We start from the raw sequence: 26,738 nt of genomic DNA on the forward strand, positions 1-26,738 counted from the left end.
TTCACTGTTCGTTCCCCTCCTCACGCAGACTCCTGCCAGCATTTCCGTCCGTGTTTCCAGCCGCATGTTCAGGCGCATGTCCGGCTGAACCACCATGCGCAGCCTCATACAGCCTCGTACGTACGGCATGCATCGGCTTGTAATGCATGCCCGGCCGGAACAGCAGGTTCTCGTGCAGGATCGCACTGCGGAACTCTTCCGCACTCATCGCTTCCTCGCCCAGATAATTCGCATACCGTTCGCGCAGATACTCCACCACGATGAGATACGTGTCGATGGCGATGATCGAAATGATCCAACCGAGCAGCATGGCGAGCTTCATGCGCGTGATGAATAGCAACAGCAGGAACACGAACGGCAGTACCGCCAGCGCGAGGAATCCCCAACGCACCAGGCGCGGGTACAGGCGGAAGAAATGAATCGCCCGTCTGCGGGCGAGTTCGGGGAACTCCTCGGCGATCTGCTGCGCGGTCTCGGTGAGCCGCAACGGTTCCACCGTGCCTTCGTTATGTTCGGTGATCATCAGATCAGTGTCTGCCAGACGGTTGTCGAACAGGCGGTTGAGGTTCAACGCCAGCTTGCGGACCACCAAGCCGATGAACAGCGCCACAGGCAGATACCAGAACAGCGAGAGCATGTCGATCCAATAATGGTTGGCATACATGCCGCCGATCGGCCCGCGCATCGCGTTGATGCCGTAGGTGAACGGTAGGAACGGTTTCAGACGGCGGAAGAATTCCGGCATCATCTCGATGGGGTAGAGGCCTGCCGCGCCCGGAATCTGGATGATCACCAGAATCACGGCGACGGCCTTGCCGATATGCCGGAACGCCACGGCGAGCGCGTAAATGATATTCACGTAGACGAACGAGGCGAAAATGCCGGCGAGGATGAACAGGAACGGATGCTCGCATTGGATGCCCAGCGCGAGATCGCCGATCGTGGCGATGATCGCCTGCAGGAATCCGACCGTGACGAACAGCAGCCAACGGCCCATATAGCCTTGGCGTGGCGTGTACATGCGGATCTTCTCATCGCGGTCCACTTCAAGCTTGTAGATCGCGACGAGCACGAATCCGCCGACCCACAGCGCAAGATTCGTGTAGAACGGCGTGACCGCGGAACCATAGTTTTTGACTGGGTAGAGGACCTGTTCGTCCAAATGCACCGGCTCGCCCACGAACGAGCCGACCTCGCTCGCGTCAAGTCCGAGCGCTTGGGAAAGCTGCTGGAACATCGCCGAACTGCTCAACGCGGCCACATCGGTGCGCGTGGTGTTGAGCTGTTTGGCGAGATTGGCGAGCTGCGTCTGTGTGCCAGCAATGGTGGCGTTCGTTTGGGTCACGGTGCGCGACAACTGGTCGAGCAGCCCGTTGCCCTGTTCCAGCGTGCTTTGCAGCGTGGTAAGCGTGCCGGACAGCGACCCATTGGCCAGGCTGAGTGTATCGAGCCCGGTGTTGAGATTCGGCATGACCGTGCCGGTGATGGTCGTGCGTGCGCTCGCCATCGACGCCGTGCCGTTCTTCGCCAGCGTGGTGACATCGTCGTTGAACCCGTTCGCGGTGTTCTTCCCCGCGTTGATCGTAGCCGTGGTGTCCTGATCGAAGGCGTCGATGCGCTGCTGCTGGAACGTCAGCTGTTTGCGGGCTTCGGTGAGCTGCGCGGAAAGATCCTTATACGTTTGGCTGTTCGGATCCAGCTGGCTGGCCTGCAACGCCTTCTCCACGCCGTCGAGCACATTGCCGGTGGTGGTGTTGACGTGATGCATGGTACTGGACACTTGGTCGAGCGCGTCCTGCGTAGTGTTCAGTCCGCTGAGCACGGTGCCGGTGGCATTGCTCACGTTGACCTGCAGGCCGGACAGTTGCGTGCTGCCGTTGTCGAGCGCTCCGACCAGCGTGTTCGAGAATCGTTCGGTTTGTGTGCGCGTCTCGCTCAGCAAGTCGGACGCCTTGCCGACGGTGTCAAGCGAGTTGGTGATTTCCGAGGCGAGCGCGATGTTGGACTGTTTGGCCGAATCGATGGTGGTGAGGGCCTTGTCGAGCGTGGAACGGGTGTCGCGCAGCTGCTGTTGGACGGTTTCGAGCTGGTTGATGGTGTCGGTCAGATCGTTGACGACGTCGCTTTGCGCGTTTTTCACGCTGTCGGTGGTTTCTCCCGCTGCCTCCTTCACTTCCTTTGCCACGGCGTCGGCCACGCTGGAAACGAAAGTGGTGTTGATCTGCTCGTCGATCGTGGTCGCGCCCGTATCGGTGATTTTCGGCGCGATCGCGTTCAGCTTTTCGTTGATGTAGTACGTGATCGACGGTCGGTCGCCTTTACCGGTGACGGTGCCGATTAGTCTGGAGCTGAAGTCTTCCGGCAGTACGATCGCCGCATAGTATTTGCCGGATTCCACGCCTTCGATGGCTTGCTGCTTGGGAACGAAACGCCAGCCGAGCTGATGGTTCTTCTTAAGCTGGTTGACGGTCTGCTGGCCAGCGTCGAGATGGCCGACCAGCGTGGAGGTTGTGCCCTTGTCCTCGTTCGCCACAGCGACTTGGATGTTGCCCGTGTTCGCGTACGGGTCCCAGTTGGCGAGGATATTGCACCATGCGTACAGTGATGGGATGATGGCCACACCCAGCGTGACGACGAGCGCCACGGGGTTCTTCAGAATGCGTTTCACGTCTCGAAGGAAGATGGCGAAAACCTGGTGCATCAAGCCTCCTCGTGGGTATTGGTCGCAACATCTACGTGCGGCGGCATGCCCGTGCGGGAATACCCGGTTGGGCTCTTCGTCGCGCGATCCGGTGGATATTCTATGACTTCCGATGGAACGATCGCAATGGTTTCGCCATGTTTATTGGTCGGTCCCGCAAGTGTCGGGATATGAGACGAAAACGCTCGGCATATGGCCCTAGTGGGGCGGGTGACCTGGATATGGAGCGGACGGTCGGGAAAGCGGAAAGGAAAGATGGCGAATGTTGTCACATGACAAGTGGGATAGGGTTGGGCGATAATGGAGGCATGACTATTGCAACGCCGGAACGTTATGCGCAAATGCTGGACGCCGCACGCCGCGGCGGTTACGCCTATCCCGCGATCAATGTGACCAGCACGCAGACCTTGAACGCCGCACTTCAGGGTTTCGCCGAGGCGGAATCCGATGGCATCATCCAAGTCTCCGTAGGCGGCGCCGCCTACTTCTCCGGGCAACGCGTCAACGACCGCGTCACCGGCTCGCTTGCCTTCGCAGCCTTCGCGCACGAAGTCGCGGCGAAATACCCCAACATCACCATCGCCCTGCACACCGACCACTGCGCCAAACAGTATTTGGACGAATGGGTGCGCCCCCTGCTCGACCATGAAGTCGAACAGGTGAAGCACGGTCAGGAACCGACCTTCCAGTCACACATGTGGGACGGTTCCACAGTGCCGCTGGGCGAAAACCTCGACATCGCAGAAGAACTGCTCGACAAATCCCAAGCCGCGCACACCGTGCTGGAAATCGAAATCGGCGCGGTCGGCGGCGAAGAAGACGGGCACAGCGCCAAAATCAATGACAAACTGTATTCCACGCCCGCGCAAGGCATCGCCGTCGCGCAACGACTCGGCCTCGGCGAGCGCGGACGCTACATGGCCGCCTTCACCTTCGGCAACGTGCACGGCGCATACAAACCGGGCGTGGTGAAACTGCGCCCCGAACTGCTCGACGAAATCCAGACCACGGTCGCGCTCGCGATCAAGGCCGGCGAAATGCCCGCCCCCGCGCACTCGCTGGATGTCGCTCCCGGTAAGCCGTTCGCCCTGGTGTTCCACGGCGGTTCCGGCTCCGCGCCGGAGGAGATCGCGCAGGCCGTGAGCTACGGCGTGGTGAAGATGAACATCGACACCGATACGCAGTACGCATTCAGCCGTGCGGTGGCCGGTCACATGTTCTCCAACTATGATTCGGTGCTCAAAATCGACGGTGAGGTGGGCAACAAGAAGCTGTACGATCCGCGATCCTGGGGTCGTGAAGCTGAATCTGCGATGGCCGCGCGTGTGGTCGAAGCATGCAAGCAGCTCGGCAGTGCCGGGCGCGCGCTGAACTAGCCAACGGTCTTTCGAACTGTTTTCGGGCGTTTTCTGGTCTGTTTTTCGGACCGGTTGCAATCCGATTACGGTCGGTCCGGAGCCGTGAGCATCCCCCAGACACGGTAGAGGGTGAAGAGTAACCTTTGTAAGGCTTTAGGCGCAAGGCTTAAGGCAGAATCGCGTACGCACGGAGGTGCAACAATATGCCTGGAATTGTTTTGATCGGTGCCCAGTGGGGAGACGAGGGCAAAGGCAAGGCAACGGATCTGATCGGCACGAAGGTCGACTACGTCGCCCGCTTCAACGGCGGCAACAACGCGGGCCATACCGTGGTGGTCGGCGACGAATCGTATGCGTTGCACCTGCTGCCCTCCGGCATCATCAGCCCGAACGTGACCCCCGTGATCGGCAACGGCGTCGTCGTCGATCCCGAAGTGCTGTTCGAGGAGATCGATGGTCTTGAAAGCCGTGGCGTGGACTGCTCCCGACTGCTGGTGAGCGAAGCCGCGCACGTGATCGCGCCGTACCATCGCACGCTCGACAAGGTGACCGAACGCTTCCTTGGCAAGCATAAGATCGGCACCACCGGCCGCGGCATCGGTCCGGCCTACGCGGACAAGATCAACCGCGTCGGCATCCGCGTACACGACCTGTTCAACGCCGAACATCTGCATGACAAGGTCGAGGCGAGCCTGCATCAGAAGAATCAGATGCTCGTCAAGCTGTACAACCGTCGTCCGATCGACGTGGACGAGACTACCGACGAGCTGCTCAAGCTCGGCGAACGTCTGAAGCCGTACGTGGCCAACACCTCGCTGGTGCTTAATAAGGCACTTGACGAAGGCAAGACCGTGCTGTTCGAAGGCGGACAGGCCACCATGCTCGACGTGGATCACGGCACGTATCCGTTCGTCACATCCTCCAACCCGACCGCCGGCGGCGCATGCACCGGTACCGGTGTCGGCCCGACCAAGATCACCCGCGTGATCGGCGTTTCCAAAGCGTACGTGACCCGCGTAGGCGAGGGTCCGTTCCCGACTGAGCTGTTTGGCGAGGATGGCGAGTGGCTGCGTGCGCAGGGTCATGAGTATGGTGTGACTACGGGTCGCCCGCGTCGTTGCGGCTGGTTCGATGCGGTCGTCAATCGTTATGCGGCTCAGGTCAACGGCCTGACCGACATCGTGCTCACCAAGCTTGACGTGCTTACCGGCCTGAAGGAAATCCCGTTGTGCGTGGCCTATGATGTCAACGGCGAACGCCGCGACGATATGCCTACTGATCAGTCCGAATTCGCGGCGGCGAAACCAATCTACGAATCCATGCCGGGTTGGGACGAGGATATTTCCCAAATCCACGACTTCAATGATCTGCCGAAGACCTGTCAGGATTACGTCAAGCGTCTTGAGGATCTGTCCGGCTGCCGTATCTCCGTGATCGGCACCGGCCCACAGCGCGACCATGTCATCCAGATCAATTCGCTGGTCGACTGACCGTCTGCAACGAATTTCCCGGCTTGACTGGTAACGACGCGGCACATGATATCCGCCGGCTGATTCCGCGATTCGACCACTTGAAGTGGAAGATGGCGGCGGCCGGCATAGTCATTGGTCTGGTTTCAGGATTGCTGGTTGTCGTATACCGTCTCGGCATCGAATACGGCACGGATGCGTCCCGTTGGATATATGCGCGGATTCGCGAGACCCCGTGGCTGATTGCGCCGTGGGCGGTTGCCGCGGTGGCGGCCGCGCTGGCGATCGCGTGGATGGTCGGCAAGGAGCCGATGGCTGGTGGCAGTGGCATCCCGCAGACCAACGGCGTGGTGATATGCGGCTTGAAGATGCGTTGGCAGACGATTCTGCCAGTCCGTTTCGTCGGCGGACTGTTGGGCGCGTTGTTTGGTCTGTCGCTCGGCCGTGAGGGGCCGTCCATTCAGATTGGTGCGTCGGGCGCGCAGTGTGTGTCCCACCGTTTGCGCGGCCGCCGCCGTGAGGACATGCAGGAGCATTATCTGGTCACCGCCGGTGCCGCGGCCGGCTTGTCCGCCGCGTTCAGCGCGCCGCTGTCCGGCATGATGTTCGCTTTGGAAGGGGTGCATCGGAGTTTTTCCCCTGCGATTCTGATGGGCGCCACCGCCGCATCGCTGACCGCCGATTTCGTCTCAAAATACTGTTTCGGTCTGCGTCCGGTTTTGGATTTCGGTGATATCGGTCAGCTGTCGTTGGAAGAGTATGTGTGGCTGATTCCGTTGGGATTGGTGGCCGGTTTGGTTGGTTCGCTGATGAACCGCTCGTTGCTTGGCTTCCAGACGCTGTACGGCAAACTGCCGGCATGGAGCCGCCCGATGATTGCGATTGCGATCGCGTTGCCTGTCGGCATCTGGTTGCCCGATGTGCTCGGCGGCGGCTCGAATCTGATTGATACCGCCGAACATGCGCGCGTCGGCTTGGGAATGCTGTGTCTGCTGTTCGTGGCGAAGATGCTGTTCACATCCACGAGTTTCGGCTCAGGCGCGCCTGGCGGTATTTTCATGCCGATTCTTGCGGTCGGTTCGTTGGCTGGCGGCATCTGCGGTGAAGTGTTGCATCGATTCGGTGATCTGCCATCCGACGCAGTGGCGGTGTTTGCGGTGTGCGTGATGACGGGCACGCTCGCCGCGTCCGTGAAAACGCCGATCACGTCGATTCTGTTGGCTGTGGAGATGTCTGGAACGTTGACGCACATGCTGCCGGTCGCGGCCGTCGCTTTCATCGCGCTGTTGGTGTCCGATCTGCTGCGCACCAAACCGATCTATGGGGAGTTGCTGGAGCGGTATGTGCGCGCGCAAGGCATGCAGATGGCGATCGCAAGCCATGTGGGCAGCGGCATTATGGAACTGCCATTGGAAATGGGGGCGATTGCGGACGGCAAGCGGGTGCGTGACGTGCGTTGGCCGTCTGGGTGTCTGATCATCGGCCTGCGTCGCGGCGAAAGTGAGATCGTGCCGCGCGGTGATACGCGGCTGCGTGCCGGTGACTATTTGGTGGTGCTGTTCAGTGGCGAGGAGGAGCGCGAGGTGCGACCTGCGATGCGGCGGCTGTGTGATGCCCGGCTTGACTGAGCCTGGCTGAATTCGGCTGGACTCTGGATGTCCGAATCTGCGGAATCGGATATCTAGGGTGCATACGTTTGCGCTCCGTGTAAACTCATATGCGTTAGGAAGGCAGCAACCGCGGCCCAGCTCGTTGTTGCACGGCCTATGGGCGGAACAACGCTGTCCACGGAAGGCCAGTACAGGGGGAGCGCAATGGAATCGCAAGAACAATCGCTGGGAGACGTGGTGACTGCGGGTGAGGACTCGCATCCTATCACGCAGGCAATCGACGCTGTTGAGGTGACGCATGCTGGTACAACCGCGCCCGCCGCTAACACCATGGATCCGCCTACGATTCCCCTGGCACCGATGAAACGTATGCAGGCGCGGTTCAATCCGCTCGCCGACGGACTGATGTATGTTGTGGTGTTCGTCGGTGGATTTGTTGGAGTCGGCTGTCGGCATGCGTTGGATATGCTTCTGCCGTCGGTTGGCGGGACGCCGTTCGTTGTGGGCACGTTTGTGTCGAATATGGTCGCCTGCTTCCTGTTCGCGATGCTGACCGAATTCATGGCGACCGCTTCGTGGCTGCGTCGCCGGGTGCGGCAGGTTGTCAGCCGTGGTGTTGGGCTCGGCTTGCTCGGCGGGCTTTCGACTATGTCCGGCGTGATGCTGGAAACGATGGAAGGTTTGCACGAGCGGCATATCGCCAGTGCGCTTGGCTATCTTGCGGGAAATTTTGCAGGTGGTTTGCTCACTGCCACCGCCGGCGTGGTTCTGATGCAGGCACTGCTGTCACGGAGTACTCGAAAGCGGGTTCGGGGTGCGTTTTCAGCTGTTTCCGTGTCCGATTCTGCCGAATCGGACACGCAGGGCGTACGCCATGTGAAAGTGGCCGACGTGGCGCGTTCTGCCGCGCAGGCCGCAATGGAAGCCGCGCAGGCGGCGCAGCAGGCCGCGCAGACGGCCCAGCAGATTGCACAGACGGGACAGGTTCCGCGAGTCGAAACGCCAACCGTGCCGTCGACTGCCATCCAGCCTATGCAGACAGGCCGCGTTCCGCAGATTCCTCCGCTGGTCGTTCCTCAGCTGGCACAGTCATCGCAGCCGTTGTTGCGCGAGCCGGATACTCCAGACTTGGGGCAGCTGCCCGAGCCGATCCAGCAGTCGCAACCAATCCAGCAGCCGGCCAACCTGCTTCCGCCCAGCTTCGAGCCCAAACCGATCACTGCGGAGATTTCGCTTGTCGCCGACCCGGCTACCGGGGAGGTGCGCTGATGATGTGGATGATCTGTCTGTTCGGCGGTCTGGGCGCCATGGCCCGTTACGTGCTCGACGTGTCAATTCAACGAGGCTGGAACCGCGAGAATCGGAGAACGAACCGCAACTTCCCGTTATCCACGCTCGTCATCAACGGCGTCGCCTCGCTATGCGCAGGCATCGCCATGATGTCCTACTATTCGCAATCGGTGGATATGGACACGGTCATGATGTTCGTTGTCGGATTTCTCGGTGGTTTCTCAACATTCTCCACGGCGCTCAACGAAGTGGTTTCATTGATTCGCCAGCGTCGTTTTACGCTGGCTCTGGGCTATGGAATAGCAACCGTCGCGGTGCCTCTCATTTGCGTGGCCACCGGTTTCGGCATTGCGCTGCTCGCCAATCCGGCGTAATTTTCACGTTACACGGACGGTCGCTGAGTAACGTGAAAGAAGCTGGGCGCAACCGCCATCAAGGCCGCCAGTCCGGATGCAACGCTGGTGATTGCATTCGACCGGACCAAGCCGCTGCTGAAGGCCCTCGCTTCCGTGGGAGTCGACACTAAGAAGCTGTATTTCGTTGACGGCAACACTTCCGACTATTCGAGTGAGCTTGACGCCGGCCTGTTGGAAGGTTCGAAGGGCACCATTCCTGGCGCCAACCCGTCTGACGATTTCATCAAGCGTCTCGAATCCACTGATGTGGATCTGAAGAATACCACCACGTATGGTGCTGAAACCTACGATGGCATTATTCTGGCGGCTCTCGCTGCGCAGAAAGGCGGCAGTGCTGACGGCAAGACCATTCAGGCCAATATTCCATCGATGCGGTATCGAATGCAGCGCAAAAGTGGCCCATGAATGTGATTTCAAGAGGGCATCATGAAAATCACATGATGGAAATAAAGTTAGGGGTGCCCCCGGCGAACGATATACACACCGGACTGTCGAACAGGTTCGAGAGAATGTAAATGAATGTAATATTAGCGGTAAGCACGTGAGAATACAGCGATAGAACAGTGATGACGGGGAAGGTGTGATCATGGTCGGTATGCGCGATGTGGCGAAGAAGGCCGGGGTGTCTCTGAGCACCGTCTCGCTGGTGGTGAACGGCAACGGGTACGTGTCTGATGACATGCGCGAACGTGTGCGCAAAGCCATGCAACTGCTCAATTATGTGCCGAACGAGCTTGCCCGCAATCTGTATCATGATCGTACGAATCTGGTCGGCGTCATCGTGCCCACCATCCGCCACCCGTTCTTTGCAACGTTTACCGCACATCTGCAGCATGCGCTCGCTGCGCAAGGATTACGCACTATGCTGTGCTCTACCGCAGATGAGGCGGGCGGCGAAATCCAGTATGTCGACATGTTGCGTCGGCACATGATGGACGGCATCGTCATGTGTGCGCACACTTCGCATCCCGGCGATTATTGGACGTCGATTCATCGCCCGATCGTCGCGTTCGACCGTGTGCTTGGAGACGGTATTTCGTCGATCGGATCCGACCACGAGCAGGGTGGGCGATTGATTGCGCAGATGCTGATCCGCAATGGTGTCAAACATGTGGTGGTGATTGGCGGTCCGCGAGGTCAATTCTTCGATTTGGCTGCGCGCGGAGAAGTCGAGGAAGGACCGTTCGATTTGGGAAAGACCACGTTCCCGACGGTGCGCTATTACCTCACGTTGGAACAGGAATTGACCTCCGCAGGCGTGAAATACGAGTATGTTGAAGCTGGCGAAGTGATGGATTTTGCCGGCTATCATCGTGCGGTCAACAATGCGCTCGACAAGGTGACGGCCGACGGCGTCGATGCCGTGGTCAGTTCCGATATTGGTGCGTCGTTCTGCGTGCGCGAAGCGTTGAGCCGCGGAATTTCCATTCCTGACGAGCTGCAGATCGTTGCCTACGATGGTACGTATTTGACTGATTTGGCCGGCATGAAGCTGACCGCGGCCGCGCAGGATTTCGCGGCGATCGCACAGTCGGTGGCCGACCATATCGTGCAGGCTATTGCCAATGAGGAAGTGGCCGCGGCTAACGCTTCACGCAGGAACATCCCCAAGCCGTTCGAGCCGAACGTGCTTATTCCCATGACGCTGGTGCCAGGCGATACCACGCGTTGATGCTGCGCGTCTTCATGCGTGTGCCCGGTGTGGATCGCATCGATTTCAGCGGCGTCCACAACCAGCGGACGCCCGTCGATAGTCGTGCTCATCATCCGACTTGTGCATATGTGTCCGATTCTGCTGAATCGGACATGTGTGATGTGTGAGATGTTTGGATGTCCGATTCTGCAGAAACGGACACATTGGGGTCGGACAGGCTGGGTTGTGTAGAACACCGCATCAAACCGGTTCGACACGCGCATTTTGCGGTATTACTGGACATCAACGTCCCTTTCGAGGTAATATCAAACCGGTTCGATACATACAAGTATGTAAAAGCACGCATACACTGCGCACACATTGCACCTGCATCCATGAACCAAGGGAGGTCCCATGAAAAACAAAGTGCAACTCATCACATACGCCGATCGTCTCGGCGATGGCACTCTTAGCTCGATGACCGACATCCTGCGCACCCGCTTCGACGGCGTGTATGACGGCGTGCATATCCTGCCGTTCTTCACTCCGTTCGATGGTGCGGATGCAGGCTTCGACCCGATCGACCACACCAAAGTCGACCCGCGTCTCGGCAGCTGGGACGACGTTGCTGAACTTTCCAAGACCCACAGCATCATGGTCGATGCCATCGTCAACCACATGAGCTGGGAATCCAAGCAGTTCCAAGACGTGCTTGAAAAAGGTGAGGAATCCGAGTATTACCCGATGTTTCTGACCATGAGCTCCGTCTTCCCGAACGGCGCCACCGAAGAGGATCTGGCCGGCATTTACCGCCCGCGCCCGGGCCTGCCGTTCACCCACTACAAGTTCGCCGGCAAGACCCGTCTGGTATGGGTCAGCTTCACCCCGCAGCAGGTGGACATCGACACCGATTCCGACAAGGGCTGGGAATACCTCATGTCCATCTTCGATCAGATGGCCGCATCCCACGTCAGCTACATTCGTCTCGACGCCGTCGGCTACGGCGCTAAGGAAGCTGGCACGAGCTGCTTCATGACTCCGAAGACGTTCAAGCTCATCTCCCGCCTGCGTGAAGAGGGTGTCAAGCGCGGTCTGGAAATCCTCATCGAAGTGCATTCCTACTACAAGAAGCAGGTTGAGATTGCATCGAAGGTCGATCGCGTCTACGATTTCGCGCTTCCGCCGCTGCTGCTGCATTCGTTGAATACCGGTCACGTTGAGCCGGTCGCGCATTGGACCGACATCCGTCCGAACAATGCCGTCACCGTACTCGATACGCATGATGGCATCGGAGTGATCGATATTGGTTCCGACCAGTTGGATCGTTCGCTCAAGGGGCTCGTGCCTGATGAGGACGTTGACAATCTCGTCAACACCATTCACGCGAACACGCACGGCGAATCGCAGGCCGCTACCGGCGCTGCCGCGTCCAATCTTGATCTGTATCAGGTCAACAGCACCTACTATTCGGCGCTGGGATGCAACGATCAGCACTATATTGCGGCTCGCGCAGTGCAGTTCTTCCTGCCAGGCGTTCCACAGGTCTACTATGTTGGCGCGCTTGCCGGCAAGAACGACATGGAGCTGCTGCGCAAGACCAACAATGGCCGCGATATCAATCGTCACTACTATTCCACTGCTGAGATTGATGAGAATCTGCAGCGTCCGGTGGTGAAGGCGTTGAATGCGCTCGCCAAGTTCCGCAATGAGATTGACGCGTTCGACGGAACCTTTTCGTACAGCGCCGACGGTGACACGTCCATCAGCTTCACGTGGAAGGGCGCAACTACCGAGGCTACGCTCACGTTCGAGCCGGGTCGCGGTCTTGGTGTGGAGAACACCACGCCGGTCGCCACGCTCGCATGGCGTGATTCCGCGGGTGAACATCGTACGGACGATCTGATCATCAACCCACCGGTCGTCGCTTGATCGCGCGTGCATCCATAAATCTGTAATCGTCCTTCTTGTCACCTCTCCTTCAGGAAGGACGATTCGCATTCTGGTTCTCAAGAAATCGTTTTTCCCGAGAATCAGCTGAAATCCAAGCACAAGCGGGTAAGGTGTGCAGTATGTCAAAGATGTCGAACCTGTTCGATCAGGACAACATGTTCTTCACCATCATGGGTGTGTTGTTCGATCTCATCATCCTTAACGTGCTCACGTTGCTCTGCTGCATTCCGATCGTTACGGCTGGCGCTTCGTTCACGGCAATGCACAACGTGCTGTGGCACATGGTCCGTCATGAGGAGACGTATGTGTCGCGCCAGTTTTTTGACTCGTTCAAGCGCAACCTCAAGCAGTCGTTGCTGCCGTGGCTGGCATTCCTGTTGGCTGCGGCGGTGCTGACGGTCGACGGCATGCTCGCTTGGTCGTCGGACGCTTTGCGTATTCCGATGATGATCGTCGTGGTGTTCGCCGGACTGGTCATCATTGCGATTGCGCAGTATTTTTTCCCGTTGCTGTCCCGTTACGACAATCCCACGTCGACGATGCTGAGGAACGCGGCGAAACTCGCGCTTGGCTTCTTCCCATGCACGCTGTGCATGCTGGTGATACTTGCCGCTTTCGCCGCGTTATACGTGCAGTTTTTCGTCTACGCTATTCCGCTATTGCTGATGATGGGTATTTCGCTACCGCAATACTGCTGCGCATGGATTTACAACTGGATTTTTCGCCGTGTCGATGGTGAGATCGATACGAAGGGGCGTAAGGTTGAGCGTTCCTGAACGAGCCTTCCACAGTAATCAGGGGGCATTTCGCGACTTGGTCGAAATGCCCCCTGATCGTATATTGTGACTTATCCGAATATCGTCGCGCTGCCGGCGGGCGTATGCAGCAAGGTGCCGTCGCAGCGGGCCGCTGCGTCGCCAACCGCCAGCAGGACGTCGGCGTGCGCAAGCTGGTCCGCGTAATCGTCGGGCAGCGTGCAGCTTGCGTCGGCGTCGGACGTATTGATGGCGATTACGATTCGCTCGTCGCCTGCGCTGCGCGCGTATACCAGTGGGTGGGCATGGTCCTCGGCATGTAGGAATACGATTGCTCCGTCGGCCTGCAGCGCGGGATGAGCCAGTCGCAAGGTGTTGAACGACCGTACCGTTTCTAGCAGCGACGCTGCGTCGCCTTCCTGCGAAGCCACGTCCGGACGGTCGTCGGAGGGGTCGATCGGCAGATACAGGTCTCCGCTGTGCGCCGCCGAGAAACCGGCGTTGGTATTGCGATTCCACTGCATCGGCGTGCGTGATCCGGTACGTTCGTAGCCGCCTTCCTTCGACAGTAGCCCGTGCTCGTAGCGCATGCCGATTTCGTCGCCGTAGTAGATGAACGGGCAGCCGGGCAGGGTCAGTAGGAACGCGAAGGCGAGTTTCATCTCGTCTGGGGTGAGAGTGTCGCGCATGCGGATCATGTCATGGTTGCCCGACGGCACGCAGATGTATCCCAGTTCTTTGGTGTCGGCGAGCATGGCCTGATATGTGTCTACGAACGCCTTGATGTCACCGTTGGCGGAGGCGGAGAAATACGGGTTCTCTCGAAACAGGTCGAGGTAGTGCGAGGGACCGAAATGTAGGAGGAAATCCATGTCGAATCCGGAGTGCAGCGCATTGACTGGATCGCCCCATTCCGAGATCAGCACGGCATCGGGGTGGGTTTCGTCCAGGTGTGCGCGCACCTGACGCCACAGCTGTTTGGTCCAATAATAGTCGGGATCTTCCTTGACGAGGCTGCCGGCCATGTCTACGCGGAAACCGTCCGCGCCTAGTCCGAGCCAGAAATCCATGATGTTTTGGATGAGCAGGCGTCCCTCTTGCGCTTCGGGTGAGTCGGCGGCGAACTGCCAGTCTTCGGTGACGGTTCCGAATCCGTAGTTGAGGCACGCTTGCGTGGAGAAGCAGTTGACGGCCGCGGCGTCGGGGCGTTCCGCGATGCCGCCAAGGAAGCCTCGGATTGATTCGTATGGCGAATTCAGATTCGGCGATTGTGTCATCGGACGCCAGATATAGCGGTCGGTCCATGCGTTGCGCGTGCCTTTGCCGGATTCCAGGAACCATGGATTGTCGATTGCGGTGTGCCCTGGCACCAGGTCAAGCAACACGTGCATGTCGAATTCATGTGCGCGGTCGAACAGTCGGTGCAGGTCTTCGTTGGTGCCGTAGCGTTCGGCGGTGGTGTAGTAGTCGCGTACGTCGTAGCCGGCATCGTAGAACGATGAGTCGAAACAGGGGTTGATCCAGATTGCGTTGCAGCCGAGGTTGCTGATGTAGTCGAGTTTGTTGATGATGCCTTGGAAATCGCCGATGCCGTCGCTGTTCGTATCGTTGAACGACTGCGGATAGATCTCGTAGAAAATCGCATTGTTGAGCCAGGATGCCATTTGTCCTCCGTAAAACGCACGTCTTCGTTACGATGCACAGCTGTATCACAGGTGTTGGGACGGGCTGTGCGGTTTTGATGGTCATTATACCGCACGCCATTTTTTATTAACTGTAATCAATCAATGATTGCAACGCTTCAAGGCGTTGCGACACGCCGATGATGAGGGGCTTTCCAAGGTTTTCTCGAACCGGTTTGACAAGGCTCGAACCGGTTTGATAAAGTCATCTATCAAGAACTGAGGAACACAACAAGGAAAGTTGGGTCTCGCTGTTCGATATCACTTCACCACGCAAAGCTGCGGGGTGGATCGTGGATAGAAAGGGATTGGAAATGAATAAGTTCTCTTCATGGAAGAAAGCCGGTGTGGCAGTCGTGGCTGCCATGATGACCGTCGGCATGCTGGGCGCGTGCGGATCGTCAAGCTCCAGCGGAACCAAGGTCACTATCTTCAACTCCAAGGTCGAGATTGAAAGCCAGATGGAGGACATGGCCAAGAAATACTCCAAGGAGAAGGGCGTAGACGTCGAGGTCTACTACTCCAACGACACCGTTTCCGCTCACCTCGCCACTAAGTACGCTTCCAAGGATCCATACACCATCTCCATGGTTGATGCCAAGGATGTCTACTCGCTGGCCAAGGAACACGCTGTTGACCTGTCCGATCAGGATTGGGTCAAGGACACTGACTACGCCATCAGCATCGACGGCAAGACCTACGGCTTCCCGGTTTCCGTCGAAGCCCGTGGCCTGATCTACAATGCTGACGCCATCAAGAAGGTCACCGGTAAGGAATTCAAGCCTGAGAACTACAAGACCCTTGACGAGTTCAAGGATCTCATCGACGAGCTCAAGGCCGGCGGCATGGAATCCCCGACCGGTGTCATGAAGGAAGACTGGTCCCTCGCCGGGCACCTCCTGCCGGAAGTCTACGAGGAGCAGGAAGATCCGGACGCCTTCTGCCATGAGCTCAAGGACGGCAAGGTTGACCTCAGCTCCAACGCCAAGTGGAACTCCCTGATGGACTTCTTCGACGTGATGAAGGACAACAACTACGCCAAGTCCTCCGCTATCTCCGCCGAGCGTGAGGTGACTGAGCAGAAGCTGGCCGAGGGCGAAATTGCTTTCATGTTCGGCGGCAACTGGGATTGGTCCGTGCTTAACCAGTACGATTACACCGAGAACATGGGCCTCATGCCGGTTCCGCAGAACACCGATGACGGCTCCAATGAGAAGCTTGTCGGCGGCGGCTCCAAGTACTTCTTCATCGACTCCTCCGACAACACCTCTGACGAGCAGCGTAAGGCCGCCAAGGACTTCCTGAACTGGCTTGCCGAAGACAAGGAAGGTCAGGAGTTCATCTCCAAGGATGCCGCTCTGATTTCCCCGTTCAAGAACAACGAGATTGAAGCGGCCGATCCGCTGGGCAAGTCCGTGAAGTCCTATGCCGACGAAGGCAAGCTTATCGACAACTACAACTACCTGCCGGATGATCATTACTCCGTGTTGGGTGCCAAGTTCCAGAAGTGGCTTGCCGGCGATGAGGATCGTGCAACCCTCGCCAAGGACGTCGAGACCTACTGGAAGTCCGCCAAGTTTACTGGCGCAACCGCCTGAACCCACTAATAAGGCAACATGATGCAAGGTCCGCAGTTAACATCGACTGCGGGCCTTACATCCCCGTCAAGAATGGGATCCATCATGAAACAAAACAAGCTTTCTTATAAGATCAGCCAGTTTCTGATGTTCGGTGGTCCGGCGACGGTACTGTTCTTCGCCGTTGTGGTTCTACCGTTCTTCTATGGCCTCTACCTCACATTCACCAGCTGGGATGGCGTTTCGACAAAGAAGCCGTTCGTCGGTCTCACCAACTATCAGGCAGCCATCGCCGACACCGCTTACTGGCAGTCGCTTGGCCGCACATTCGTCTATTCCGTCATCGCCGTCATCCTGACCAACATCGTCGCCTTCCTGCTCGCCTATCTGGTGACCAGCGGCATCAAGGGCCAGAACTTCTTCCGTGCGGGTTTCTTCATTCCGAACCTCATCGGCGGCATCGTTCTGGGCTACGTGTGGAAGTTCGTCTTCAACCGTGCATTCGTGGCCGTCGCCGAAGCAGCGACGCAAACAGATCACGCATCACTGCTCTCCACGCCAAACGGCGCAATGCTCTGCTTGATCCTCGTTTCGGTCTGGCAGTACGCAGGCTACATGATGCTGATTTACGTGGCAGGCTTCATGAGCGTCGACCAGAGTTTGAAGGAAGCGGCCATGATCGATGGCTGCAACAAGGGCAAGGCGATGTGGCACGTGGTCATCCCGCTGATGCGCTCCTCCTTCGTACAGTGCATCTTCCTGAGCACCACCCGCTGCTTCATGGTCTACGACCTGAACCTCTCACTTACCAAGGGTGAACCGTTCAACCAGTCGGTGCTTGCGGCAATGCATGTCTACAACCAGGCGTTCGTGTACAAGAACTACGGCACAGGCCAAGCCGAGGCGTTGGTCCTCTTCATCGTTTGTGCGGTGATCGGCCTGCTGCAGGTGTACGTCGGTAAGAAGGGTGAGGTGGAAGCATAATGAAGGGTCAAACCAGCACTCGCACCAAGGTTCTGCATGCACTGATGATCGTCGTTCTGACGATTCTGCTGCTGCTGTTCATCGCGCCGTTCATTCTGGTCGTGATCAACGTCTTCAAGACGAAGGCGGATATCAACACCGCTCCGATGGACTTGATTGGCAAGCATGGCTTCACTCTGGAAAACTTCCCGAGGGCCATGGACAAGATGAACTTCCTCACCGTGTTCGGCAACTCGACCATCGTCACCGTCAGCGCCACCATCCTGACTATTCTGGTTTCCGCGATGTGCGCATACGTGATTGTGCGTAACCCGTCGTGGAAGTTCTGCGGCATCGTGTTCGCGCTCATGGTGGCCTCTATGGTCATTCCGTTCCAGGTGCTCATGGTTCCGTTGGTCTCCGTCTATGGCGGTCTGTTCAACGTGCTCAATAGCCGTGTCACATTGATCCTCATGCACGTCGGCTTCTCGGTCTCCCTGGCTGTGTTCATGTTCCATGGCGCCATCAAGACGAACATTCCGAACGAGCTTGAGGAAGCCGCCAGCATTGACGGCTGCTCTAAGTGGCGCACCTTCTGGACGATCGTGTTCCCACTGCTCAAGCCGACCGTGGCCACCGTGGCCATCATTGATGCTATGGCCTTCTGGAACGACTACCTGCTGCCGTCCCTGGTCTTGGGTCGCCGCGAGCTGTACACCATCCCGATCGCAACCCAGATCTTCTACGGCACATACTCCAACGACATCGGCCTGATCATGGCGGCCCTGCTGCTGGCCATGCTGCCGATCCTCATCCTGTACCTGTTCCTGCAGCGCTACATCGTCGAAGGCGTCACCTCCGGCGCAGTCAAGGGCTGATCGAACGGTACAGAATCCGCGATCATAACTGAACAGACTCACACAACCGGCCCGGATACGAAGCGATAATCGCATCCGGGCTTTTCTTATGCGATATCGATATTGAGATTGCCGTCGCATGTTTCTGCTGTCTGACAGGACGTATTGATATGGTTGATTTCGCCGAAAGAATCGCTCGAATGCACTGTTGCAGTGCGTCCGGGCGATTCTCATATGTACTGAATATTCGTGTGACATTTCGAAACGAGCAACGAAATAGAAGCAAGAACGAGAAGCGACAATATAAAACAAGAAAAACAGGAATAGAAACAAGAGATGACTGAAGACAATCAACATAATGCAGATGAGCGGCAGACTCCAATGCAGCCGCAGCCGCTGCCGGGCCAGGTATTTGTGCGCCCCGGCATCGATGACCGTCCCGATTACGAAAAAACGCTGACCGAAGAGGCCAAAGCGGCCCTGAAGCGCCTGGCCGTACAGCAGAATCCGCGCGTGCCCGAGGCTTCCAACGAGCGCCCGGAAGTGCAGCAGACCCTCATCAACACGGAAAGTGGCTCCCCGCTGACCGCGTTCGCCCATCTTGATGCCGCCGTGCCGAACCTCGAATCGTCGTTCCTTGACCTGCGCGATCCGATGACCGCGCCCGACGGCACTACGCCCACCAAGCCGCAGGTGCATCGCCTCACCGCCGGCTTCGCGCTTGGCGCGCTGCTGTTCACCGCGCCGATGGCCGCGCTCAACTCCGTGCTCATTCCACAGACCATCAGCCGTCTTTCCGGCACCGACCGCGTCACCGATCTGGCGCTGCTCAGCGTCGTTGGCACGCTGCTGACGTTCCTGATGAACGCGTGGATTTCCGTCGGATCCGACCATTCGTACTGCCCGCTGGGCCGCCGCACCCCGTGGATCATCGCCGGCACGGTGCTGACTGCCACGTCGGTGGCGATTCTTTCCACATGCGATTTCATGCCGTTGGTCATCGTGTTCTGGCTGTTTACGCTGATCGGATATGCGATGGTGTCGATGCCGCTGGCGGCCGCTTTCGGTGAGCGCGTGCCCGACAAGTTCCGTGATCGTGCGGACGCGTGGCGTGGCGTTGGCCAGGCGTTCGGCCAGGTGTTGGGCATTATCGCGGCCGTTTCGCTTACGTGGGCCGCCGACGATTCCGGTTGGAATGGCACCACGCGTTTCGCCATGATGGTGTTTGCGTTGTGCCTGGTGGTGGCTGGTATGGCTACGTTGCTGGTGTTGCCGTTTGAGGGTTCCAGCAGCTATTTGCCTCGTGAGGATGTGAAGAAGGGCGATTATTTTTCGCAGTATCGCCCGCCGAAGGGCGCTCCGAAGTTCTTCATTGCGTTTGCCGCGCGCATGTTTGCCATCGCAGCCACTTCCGGCATTGCGATTTACCAGTGGTATCTTGCGCAGGATGGTTTGGGTGATGTTTCGCAGGTCGCCATGTTTGGTTTGTCCGGAGCGGCTGCGGTTATGTCGGTGATGGCCGTTGCCGCGTTCGTCGGCTCGCTGTTGGCTGCGCTTCTGCTTGGTCGTATCGCCCGCGCTTTCAAGGATTCCCGTATTTCCGCAATTGCCGCCTGCCTGTTGTTTGTGGTTGCTGTAGTACTTCCGTTGACACCGATCGATAGAGCGATGGCAGTCGCGTTGTATGCGCTGTTTGCAGGTTTCGCGTATGTGGTGTATGACGGCGTGAGCCAAGGGTTGAATCTTGCGACGTTACCGGATGTGCGTTCCGTTGGTCGTTCGTTGGCCGCGTTCAGTTTGGCGAATACGTTCGGTTCGTTGATTGGCGCTGTCGTTTGCGCGATTGCGATTGCGGTGACTGGCGAGTATCTGCTGATTTTCGCTGTTGCCGCCGGTTGCATGGCTATTGCGGGCGTGCTGACGTTGCTGCTGAAATGATTTGGATGATCTGAGATAATCCGAAAAACGAATATCAAATTCAAAATTGCGCGTCCACATAGTGAACCTTTAGTAGAAAGGATATGTGGACGCGCTTATCTTTACGGCTTAGTTCGAGCGGATCGCCCGCCGAATACAAGACTTTGCGAAAGGAGGTTCGCCACGATGAACGGAATGGTTGCACGCGTACTGCTGTCCGCACGAATTATTATTCCGCTTTCGTTGGCGGACTGATTCGAGCAATGCAGCTTCAATCCCTCGCCAACGGAGGCAGGGTTTGAGGCGCGCAAAACACACACGTTGATGGCCCTGCATACTGCGGGGCCTTTTTGTTGCCGCCCACAAGGCGTAAGGCAACGAAATGAAGACTGCAACAAGAGAATAGAAGAAAGACGTTATCGGCGCATGTTGAGAGCCGGTAGCACATGACAGACGTAACAGGAGTAATCCAATGAGTGCAGTCGAAGCAGCCGCTGGTAAAGCGCAGGCAATGATGCGCGATTCGGTGAAAACCGTGATCGCCGCTTCCATGGTCGGCACCGCCATCGAGTTCTACGACTTCTACGCATACGGCACCGCCGCTGCGAACTATTTCCCGAAGGTGTTCTTCGGAGACACCACCAATCCGACCGTCGCGCTGCTAGCCAGCCTGCTGACCTTCGCCATCGCGTTCATTGCACGTCCGCTCGGATCCTTGGTGTTCGGCCATTTCGGCGACCGCATGGGCCGCAAGACCACACTGGTGGTTTCGCTGTTGACCATGGGTGTCGCCACGTTCCTGATCGGCTGCCTGCCGACTTATAGCCAGTGGGGCATTGTGGCTGTCGCTGCGCTGTGCCTGTGCCGTTTCGTGCAGGGCATCGGTTTGGGCGGCGAATGGTCGGGTGCCGCTTTGGTAGCCACCGAGAACGCTCCGGAAGACAAGCGTGCGCTGTACGGCTCCTTCCCGGAATTGGGTGCTCCGATCGGTTTCTTCCTGTCGAACGGCACCTACTTCCTGTTGGAAACGTTCAACGATGACGATGCGATGCTGGCATGGGGTTGGCGTGTGCCGTTCCTGCTGTCCGCAGTGCTGGTGATCGTCGGTCTTGTGGTGCGCGTGCAGATGGAGGAGACCCCGATCTTCCGCATGGCTCAGGAACAGAAGAAGGTCGTCAAGTCTCCGCTGACCGAAGTGTTCAAGAAGAGCTGGAAGGAAGTCATCCAAGCCACGTTCTTGGTGGCCGTCACCTACACGCTGTTCTACACGCTGGCAACCTGGTCCCTCGCTTGGGGCACCAAAACCGTCGAGCAGGGCGGCGGCAACCTTGGTTTCACCAATCGTGAATACCTGCTCATGCTGATGCTTGCCATCTGCGTGTTCGCCGCGTTCATCGTCATTTCCTGTGTGAACGCCGATAAATTCGGCCGCAAGCGCGTGATCGTCATCTCGTCCTGCTGCCTCGTGGCATTCGCGCTGCTCTTCCCGTTCCTGCTTGATCCGTCGGTCGTCGGCCAGCGTAATTTCGCCGCCAACCTGCTGTTCCTGTGCATCGGCTTCGCGTTGATGGGCACCGCATTCGGTCCGATTGGCGCGTTCCTGCCGGAGCTGTTCGACGCCAACGTGCGTTATTCCGGCTCCGGCATCGGCTACAATCTGGCCGCCATCGTCGGCGCGGCATTCGTGCCGACCATCGCCACTTGGCTGTCCCACCACTGGGGTGTGCACTCCGTCGGTCTGTATCTCGGCGTGATGGCCGTGTGCTGCCTTGTTGCGGTGCTGAGCTGCAAGGAAACTAAGGACGTCGATTTCACTAAGTGATGTCCGTGAGGGCTTCGGCGGTGCCCGGGTGGAATCGCCCGAAGCCCTCACAAAAAGCGTTTGACGCAAAACATAACCACTATGTGAACGTCAGCAACCAATATAAAGAAAACGGGACTAGAACGGTTCCGCAGGAGAGGCGGTGTGATTTCTCGGACACAATCCGGGGGGAGTAACATCCTAGGAATCATAAGCCGTTGCAACAACCGAACAAGTAACAGAAATCGAAAGATTTTTCGGGGAAAGTACGATCCCGAAGCGATAAAAGAAAATAAAAGGAGCGCCAATCATGGCAGCAACTATCTGGTACGAAAAGGACGCCGATCTGTCTGTGTTTGAAGGCAAGAAGGTGGCCATCCTTGGTTACGGTTCTCAGGGTCACGCTCATGCACTGAACCTGCGCGATTCCGGTGTGGACGTCGTCGTTGGTCTGCGTCCGACCTCCAAGTCCGTGGATTACGCCAAGGAGCAGGGCCTGGAAGTCAAGCCGGTCGGCGAGGCCGTCGCCGAAGCCGACGTGGTCATGATTCTGCTGCCTGACCAGTACCAGGCTAAGGTTTACAAGGAAGAGGTTGAGCCGAACCTGAAGCCGGGCGCTGCTCTGGCTTTCGCTCACGGTTTCAACATCCACTACGGCTACATCAAGCCGTCCGAGGACCACCCGATCTTCATGGTCGCTCCGAAGGGCCCGGGCCACATCGTGCGTCGTGAGTACGCCGCCGGCCGTGGCGTCCCGGTCGTTGTGGCCGTGGAGCAGGATCCGGATGGCAAGACCTGGCCGCTGTGCCTGGCTTACGCCAAGGCTCTGGGCGCTCTGCGTGCAGGCGCCATCAAGACCACCTTCACCGAGGAGACCGAGACCGATCTGTTCGGCGAGCAGGACGTGCTCATGGGTGGCATCAACCACCTGTGCGATCTGGGCTTCGACGTGCTGACCGAGGCTGGCTACCAGCCGGAGATCGCCTACTTCGAGGTGTTCCACGAGCTGAAGATGCTGGTGGATCTGGCCAACGAAGGCGGCCTGAACAAGGCTCGTTGGAGCTGCTCCGACACTGCCCAGTACGGCGATTACACCTCCACCGTCATCACCGAAGAGACCAAGAAGCGCATGCAGTACCAGCTCAAGCGCATTCAGGATGGCTCCTTCGCCAAGGAGTTCATGGATGATCAGGCCGCTGGCGCTCCGAAGTTCAAGCAGCTGCAGGAAGAGTACAGCCACCCGCACCTGGAGACCGTTGGTCCGAAGCTGCGCGCCATGTTCTCCTGGAACAACCAGGTGGACGCCGATGCCGATATGGCCGAGTCCTTCAACGGCAAGATTGCTCGTACCCAGGTTCAGTGAGATCGCCTGATTCCGAGCTGAGAGCCGGAATCTGAAGCATTAAGACCGTCGCCCGATTCGTTCGGACGGCGGTCTTTTGCGTTGTGTTGGCTCCTTTTGCCACACTACAGGTGTTTGGTGCGATGAATCGGGTTTTTCGTGTATGGGGGTATGGTTTCTTCTGGTTTCTGTCGATTCAGGGCCCCCTTGCCTGTGTTGGCCGGGGATTGGTGGCGAGGATCGCGTTTTTTCGAGTACGGGGTTATTCGTTGGAACCGTGGTTCTGGAATCTCGGAACCTTGAAACCTCAAAACCGTGAAATCTTCTGAAAATAGAGGAAGACCGACACCCACAAACGGGCGACGGCCTTCCATTGGTAATTGAGGCTTGCGATCCGGTCCATCGGGACCAATTGACCGGATTCCGATGGACCGAGGCCGCTTGATCGGAATCCCGATTAAGCGAAGCCCTAAGTCACTCAGCCACGGGCGATCTTGCCGGTGAAGGTGGCCATATCAGCATCGTCATCCTTGCCATGTTCTCCTGGAACAACGACGCCGCCAAGGATAAGGACGAGGCCGAGTCCTTTAACGGCAAGATCGCTCGTACCCAGGTTCAGTGAGATTCTTTCACTAGGCTCGTAACGAGAGATAACAAAAGCGCTGCCCGCTTCACGCGGACGGCGCTTTTTGTGTTGTATGGGTGGGGTCTGGCTTTGTTTTTTGTCCCTGTTGTCGTCCCCGGTGTGCGGTTGATTCGGACGGATGGTGCAGGATGGATGTCGATTCGGACGTTTTCAAGCCGGATTTCGTCCGAATCGACTGCCATGGGAGATATATGGGTTGTGGCCTTACAATGGATGAACGGTGGGATCGGCGACAGGAGGAGACGTGGCAAACGGGCAGAAGGCAACTATTCGTGACGTGGCTAAGAGGGCCGGCGTGGCTGTTTCGACGGCTTCGCGTGCGTTGAGTCATGGCTCGGCTTCAAAAGCGACCCGTGAGAAGGTCTTTCGTGCCGCAGAGGAGCTGAATTTTGTACCGAATCCAGCAGCACGTCAGTTGATGAGTGGGCGAAGCAATATTGTCGCCATAGCCATTCCTGAACGTACGGATTTCATCTTCAAGGATATGTTCGTCGCGGGGATTCTTGGTGAGCTTTCGAGGGCATTCAGCGAGCGTCGTATGTTACCGTTCCTTGCGTTGACCGAACTGCAGGACACGGAATCCCTGGAACGTCTGCTACGTGATTCCAGCGCAGACGGAGTGGTGGTGCTGAGCTTCCACTATTCACGACAATTGGCACAGGTCTTTCATGATTTCGATAAGCCCACGGTATTCATAGGCCGCCCGTTTCCTCGTATGAGATATCCGTATGTGGACGTCGATAATGAGGGGGCGGCGTACTGTGCTGCGGAATTGTTGGTTGAGAGAGGCCGCAGAAATATAGGCATCATTGCCGGGCCGGATGATATGGTGGCACCGAAGCAGCGCACTATGGGGTGTGTGAACGGTCTTGCTGACCAGGGGATGAAGCCGTTGGCAGTGATCTCGGGAGAATATACTGCGGAGCACGGTTTTGAGGCATGCGAAAGGATTCTCGAGCAGTATCCCGAAGTGGATGGTGTTTTTGCGCAGTCCGATCAGATCGCAGTGGGTGTGTTGCAGGCGCTGGCCAAGCATGGAAGGCAAGTGCCCAATGATGTATCGGTGATTGGGTTCGATGATTTCCCGGTTGCGACGATGGCGAATCCGAAACTGACCACTTTTGCCCAGCCGTTGCACGATATGGCTCAGGCGATTGCCGAAATGCTGTGTTGGCGGTTGGAGCACGGGGAATGGAACACTGTGGCACAAGTGTTGCCTGCGTCACTAATCAAACGTGATAGCGTCTGATGGTATTGCCCGAATCAGCGGTTGTATTTTTTGAAATCCATGCCCGAATGCTAATCCGGCATGGATTTGTTGTTTTTCGTAGGGTGTGCTACTCTAGAACTGTTTTTGGAAACGGTTCCAAAAATAAGGGAAGTAATGAGGCTTTCCGAATCGAGCGCAGTGATGCGGAAGGAGATAAAATGAAGAGGTTAAAGGCGATGTTTTCAGCTGTGTTAGCTGTTGCTACCGTGGCGAGCCTTGCAGCTTGCGGTACTGCTAATAATAGTGGAGACGCTACCACTAAAGATGGAAAAACGATTATCAAGATTCAAACCTTTAATAATTTTGGCTATGGTAAGCCCACCAATGAGCGCCCAAGTGCTGACTTGTGGAGCAAGTACGAAAAGCTGCATCCGAACATCAAAATCGAAGAGACTATCGCCTCGGGTTCCGATGAGGCGCGTTCGGCTTTCAACACGGCCATCTCTTCCGGTTCTGACGCCTACGACATCTATGCCGCCGACATTGCCTGGATGCCATCAGTGCTTGCGATCTCTGATTCCTTCATGGATCTGAGCAGCTACCTCAAAAAGAACGATTGGCTTGACTGGAAGGTCGAAGGCGGCAAGACCAATGGCAAGATAATTGGCGCAGGTAACGATATCGGTCCGACTGCCGTGTGCTACCGTTCCGATTTGTTCCAGAAGGCTGGTCTACCCACCGATCGTACCGAAGTCGCCAAGATGCTCGGTGGAGATTCTGCGACCTGGGATCAGTACTTCAAGGTAGGCCGTGAATATACCCAGAAGACTGGCTTGCCGTGGTATGACGCCATGGGCGGGCTATGGGGCACCATGAAATCCCAAATGAAGGAAGCCTACGTCAAGAAGGACGGCACCATCGTTGCCACCACTGACAAAATGAAGAAGAACTTCGAAACGCTGACTGCCACCACCGATATGTCCGCCCATCTGACTCAGTGGAGCGATGATTGGAACGCGCAATTCAAGTCTGATAAGGGCTTTGCCACCATCATGTGTCCCGCATGGCTGGTCAACAACATCAAAGGCAATGCAGGCTCCGATTTCAAGGGATGGGACATCGCTGATGTCACTCCTGGTGGCGGTTCCAACCAAGGTGGTTCCTGGCTTGTAGTGCCGGAGAGCTCCAAGGTAAAGGAGGAGGCCGCCAAACTGGTGGCATGGCTTACCGCCCCTGAGCAGCAGGTAGCTACCTTCAAGGCCGCTTCGAACTATCCAAGCTCGCCGACTGCAATGGCCAATGATACCGTTTCAAACAAAGTGGATACCTTCCTCAACAATGCTCCGACCGGCAAGATCTTCGCAGACCGAGCGAAGGCTGTGAAGGTTGTTCCATATATGGGTGCCCAGTATTTCGATATCGATTCGAAGTTCGGCAACGCATTGGATCGTGTGGATGTCAATAAGGAGCAGACACCGTCCCAGGCGTGGAAGCAATACGTCGACGACGTGAAGTCCCTGTCCTGATCGACTGGCACATCGGGGAGGATGTGTCGCTGGGC

At 57.5% G+C, this 26,738-nt stretch carries 18 protein-coding genes and 1 pseudogene; 17 read left to right on the forward strand and 2 right to left on the reverse strand.

All coding sequences use genetic code 11. From position 1 onward, the window contains the following. Position 1: 1 nt before the first annotated feature. Positions 2-2,701, reverse strand: coding sequence for a YhgE/Pip domain-containing protein (locus tag CE168_RS06530; RefSeq protein WP_099571624.1), 2,700 nt, complete (start codon positions 2,699-2,701; stop codon positions 2-4). Positions 2,702-3,009: 308 nt separating this feature from the next. Between CE168_RS06530 and fbaA the strand changes: the two genes are divergently transcribed. From fbaA to CE168_RS06570, 9 genes and pseudogenes are all read left to right on the forward strand, one after another. Further along, positions 3,010-4,077 carry a class II fructose-bisphosphate aldolase gene (gene fbaA / locus CE168_RS06535; RefSeq protein ID WP_033512850.1) on the forward strand — a complete coding sequence of 356 codons (1,068 nt, stop codon included), beginning with the start codon at positions 3,010-3,012 and terminating at the stop codon, positions 4,075-4,077. 185 nt (positions 4,078-4,262) lie between these two features. Then, a complete protein-coding gene (locus CE168_RS06540) occupies positions 4,263-5,549 on the forward strand; it encodes an adenylosuccinate synthase (RefSeq protein ID WP_080788054.1) in 1,287 nt (428 codons plus the stop codon). A gap of 23 nt (positions 5,550-5,572) precedes the next feature. Next, on the forward strand, positions 5,573-7,156 hold the full coding sequence (locus CE168_RS06545; protein WP_003833659.1) for a ClC family H(+)/Cl(-) exchange transporter: 1,584 nt from the start codon (positions 5,573-5,575) through the stop codon (positions 7,154-7,156). 186 nt (positions 7,157-7,342) lie between these two features. Beyond that, on the forward strand, positions 7,343-8,407 hold the full coding sequence (locus tag CE168_RS08945) for a fluoride efflux transporter FluC (RefSeq protein ID WP_180753733.1): 1,065 nt from the start codon (positions 7,343-7,345) through the stop codon (positions 8,405-8,407). Continuing rightward, positions 8,407-8,802 (forward strand): fluoride efflux transporter FluC, encoded by a 396-nt coding sequence (locus CE168_RS09040; RefSeq protein WP_003832500.1) that lies wholly within the window; start codon positions 8,407-8,409, stop codon positions 8,800-8,802. Before CE168_RS08945 ends, CE168_RS09040 begins: the two co-directional genes overlap by 1 nt. A 48-nt stretch (positions 8,803-8,850) precedes the next feature. Further along, positions 8,851-9,216: pseudogene (locus tag CE168_RS06555) on the forward strand (ABC transporter substrate-binding protein); the annotation flags it as partial. 214 nt (positions 9,217-9,430) lie between these two features. Then, a complete protein-coding gene (locus CE168_RS06560) occupies positions 9,431-10,516 on the forward strand; it encodes a LacI family DNA-binding transcriptional regulator (RefSeq protein WP_099571626.1) in 1,086 nt (361 codons plus the stop codon). A 375-nt stretch (positions 10,517-10,891) separates the two neighbouring features. Continuing rightward, on the forward strand, positions 10,892-12,406 hold the full coding sequence (gene gtfA, locus CE168_RS06565) for a sucrose phosphorylase (RefSeq protein WP_099571627.1): 1,515 nt from the start codon (positions 10,892-10,894) through the stop codon (positions 12,404-12,406). 140 nt (positions 12,407-12,546) lie between these two features. Continuing rightward, positions 12,547-13,203, forward strand: coding sequence for a YesL family protein (locus CE168_RS06570; protein WP_080788059.1), 657 nt, complete (start codon positions 12,547-12,549; stop codon positions 13,201-13,203). A gap of 71 nt (positions 13,204-13,274) precedes the next feature. Here the strand turns inward: CE168_RS06570 and CE168_RS06575 are convergent, their stop codons facing one another. Beyond that, on the reverse strand, positions 13,275-14,846 hold the full coding sequence (locus CE168_RS06575) for an alpha-amylase family glycosyl hydrolase (protein WP_099571628.1): 1,572 nt from the start codon (positions 14,844-14,846) through the stop codon (positions 13,275-13,277). 332 nt (positions 14,847-15,178) lie between these two features. Between CE168_RS06575 and CE168_RS06580 the strand changes: the two genes are divergently transcribed. The 8 genes from CE168_RS06580 (at position 15,179) to CE168_RS06620 (ending at position 26,703) form a co-directional block, all read left to right on the forward strand. Beyond that, a complete protein-coding gene (locus CE168_RS06580; protein ID WP_099571629.1) occupies positions 15,179-16,462 on the forward strand; it encodes an ABC transporter substrate-binding protein in 1,284 nt (427 codons plus the stop codon). Between the two features lie 84 nt (positions 16,463-16,546). Next, positions 16,547-17,425, forward strand: coding sequence for a carbohydrate ABC transporter permease (locus tag CE168_RS06585; protein WP_236824352.1), 879 nt, complete (start codon positions 16,547-16,549; stop codon positions 17,423-17,425). Then, positions 17,425-18,282: a carbohydrate ABC transporter permease gene (locus CE168_RS06590; protein WP_080788062.1), complete on the forward strand. Its 858-nt coding sequence runs from the start codon at positions 17,425-17,427 to the stop codon at positions 18,280-18,282. Before CE168_RS06585 ends, CE168_RS06590 begins: the two co-directional genes overlap by 1 nt. A gap of 315 nt (positions 18,283-18,597) precedes the next feature. Next, positions 18,598-20,199 carry an MFS transporter gene (locus CE168_RS06595; protein WP_099571631.1) on the forward strand — a complete coding sequence of 534 codons (1,602 nt, stop codon included), beginning with the start codon at positions 18,598-18,600 and terminating at the stop codon, positions 20,197-20,199. 451 nt (positions 20,200-20,650) lie between these two features. Continuing rightward, positions 20,651-22,000, forward strand: a complete 1,350-nt coding sequence (locus CE168_RS06605) for an MFS transporter (protein WP_099571633.1) — start codon at positions 20,651-20,653, stop codon at positions 21,998-22,000. Between the two features lie 289 nt (positions 22,001-22,289). Further along, positions 22,290-23,342: a ketol-acid reductoisomerase gene (ilvC, locus tag CE168_RS06610; protein ID WP_080788065.1), complete on the forward strand. Its 1,053-nt coding sequence runs from the start codon at positions 22,290-22,292 to the stop codon at positions 23,340-23,342. 869 nt (positions 23,343-24,211) lie between these two features. Further along, complete coding sequence (locus CE168_RS06615; RefSeq protein ID WP_099571635.1) at positions 24,212-25,216, forward strand: LacI family DNA-binding transcriptional regulator; 1,005 nt, start codon at positions 24,212-24,214, stop codon at positions 25,214-25,216. A 179-nt stretch (positions 25,217-25,395) separates the two neighbouring features. Then, positions 25,396-26,703 (forward strand): ABC transporter substrate-binding protein, encoded by a 1,308-nt coding sequence (locus CE168_RS06620; RefSeq protein ID WP_099571636.1) that lies wholly within the window; start codon positions 25,396-25,398, stop codon positions 26,701-26,703. Positions 26,704-26,738 lie beyond the last annotated feature (35 nt).

Origin of the sequence: Bifidobacterium sp. N5G01 (assembly GCF_002742425.1) — a bacterium.
In the GTDB taxonomy this organism is placed as follows: Bacteria; Actinomycetota; Actinomycetes; order Actinomycetales; family Bifidobacteriaceae; genus Bifidobacterium; species Bifidobacterium hominis.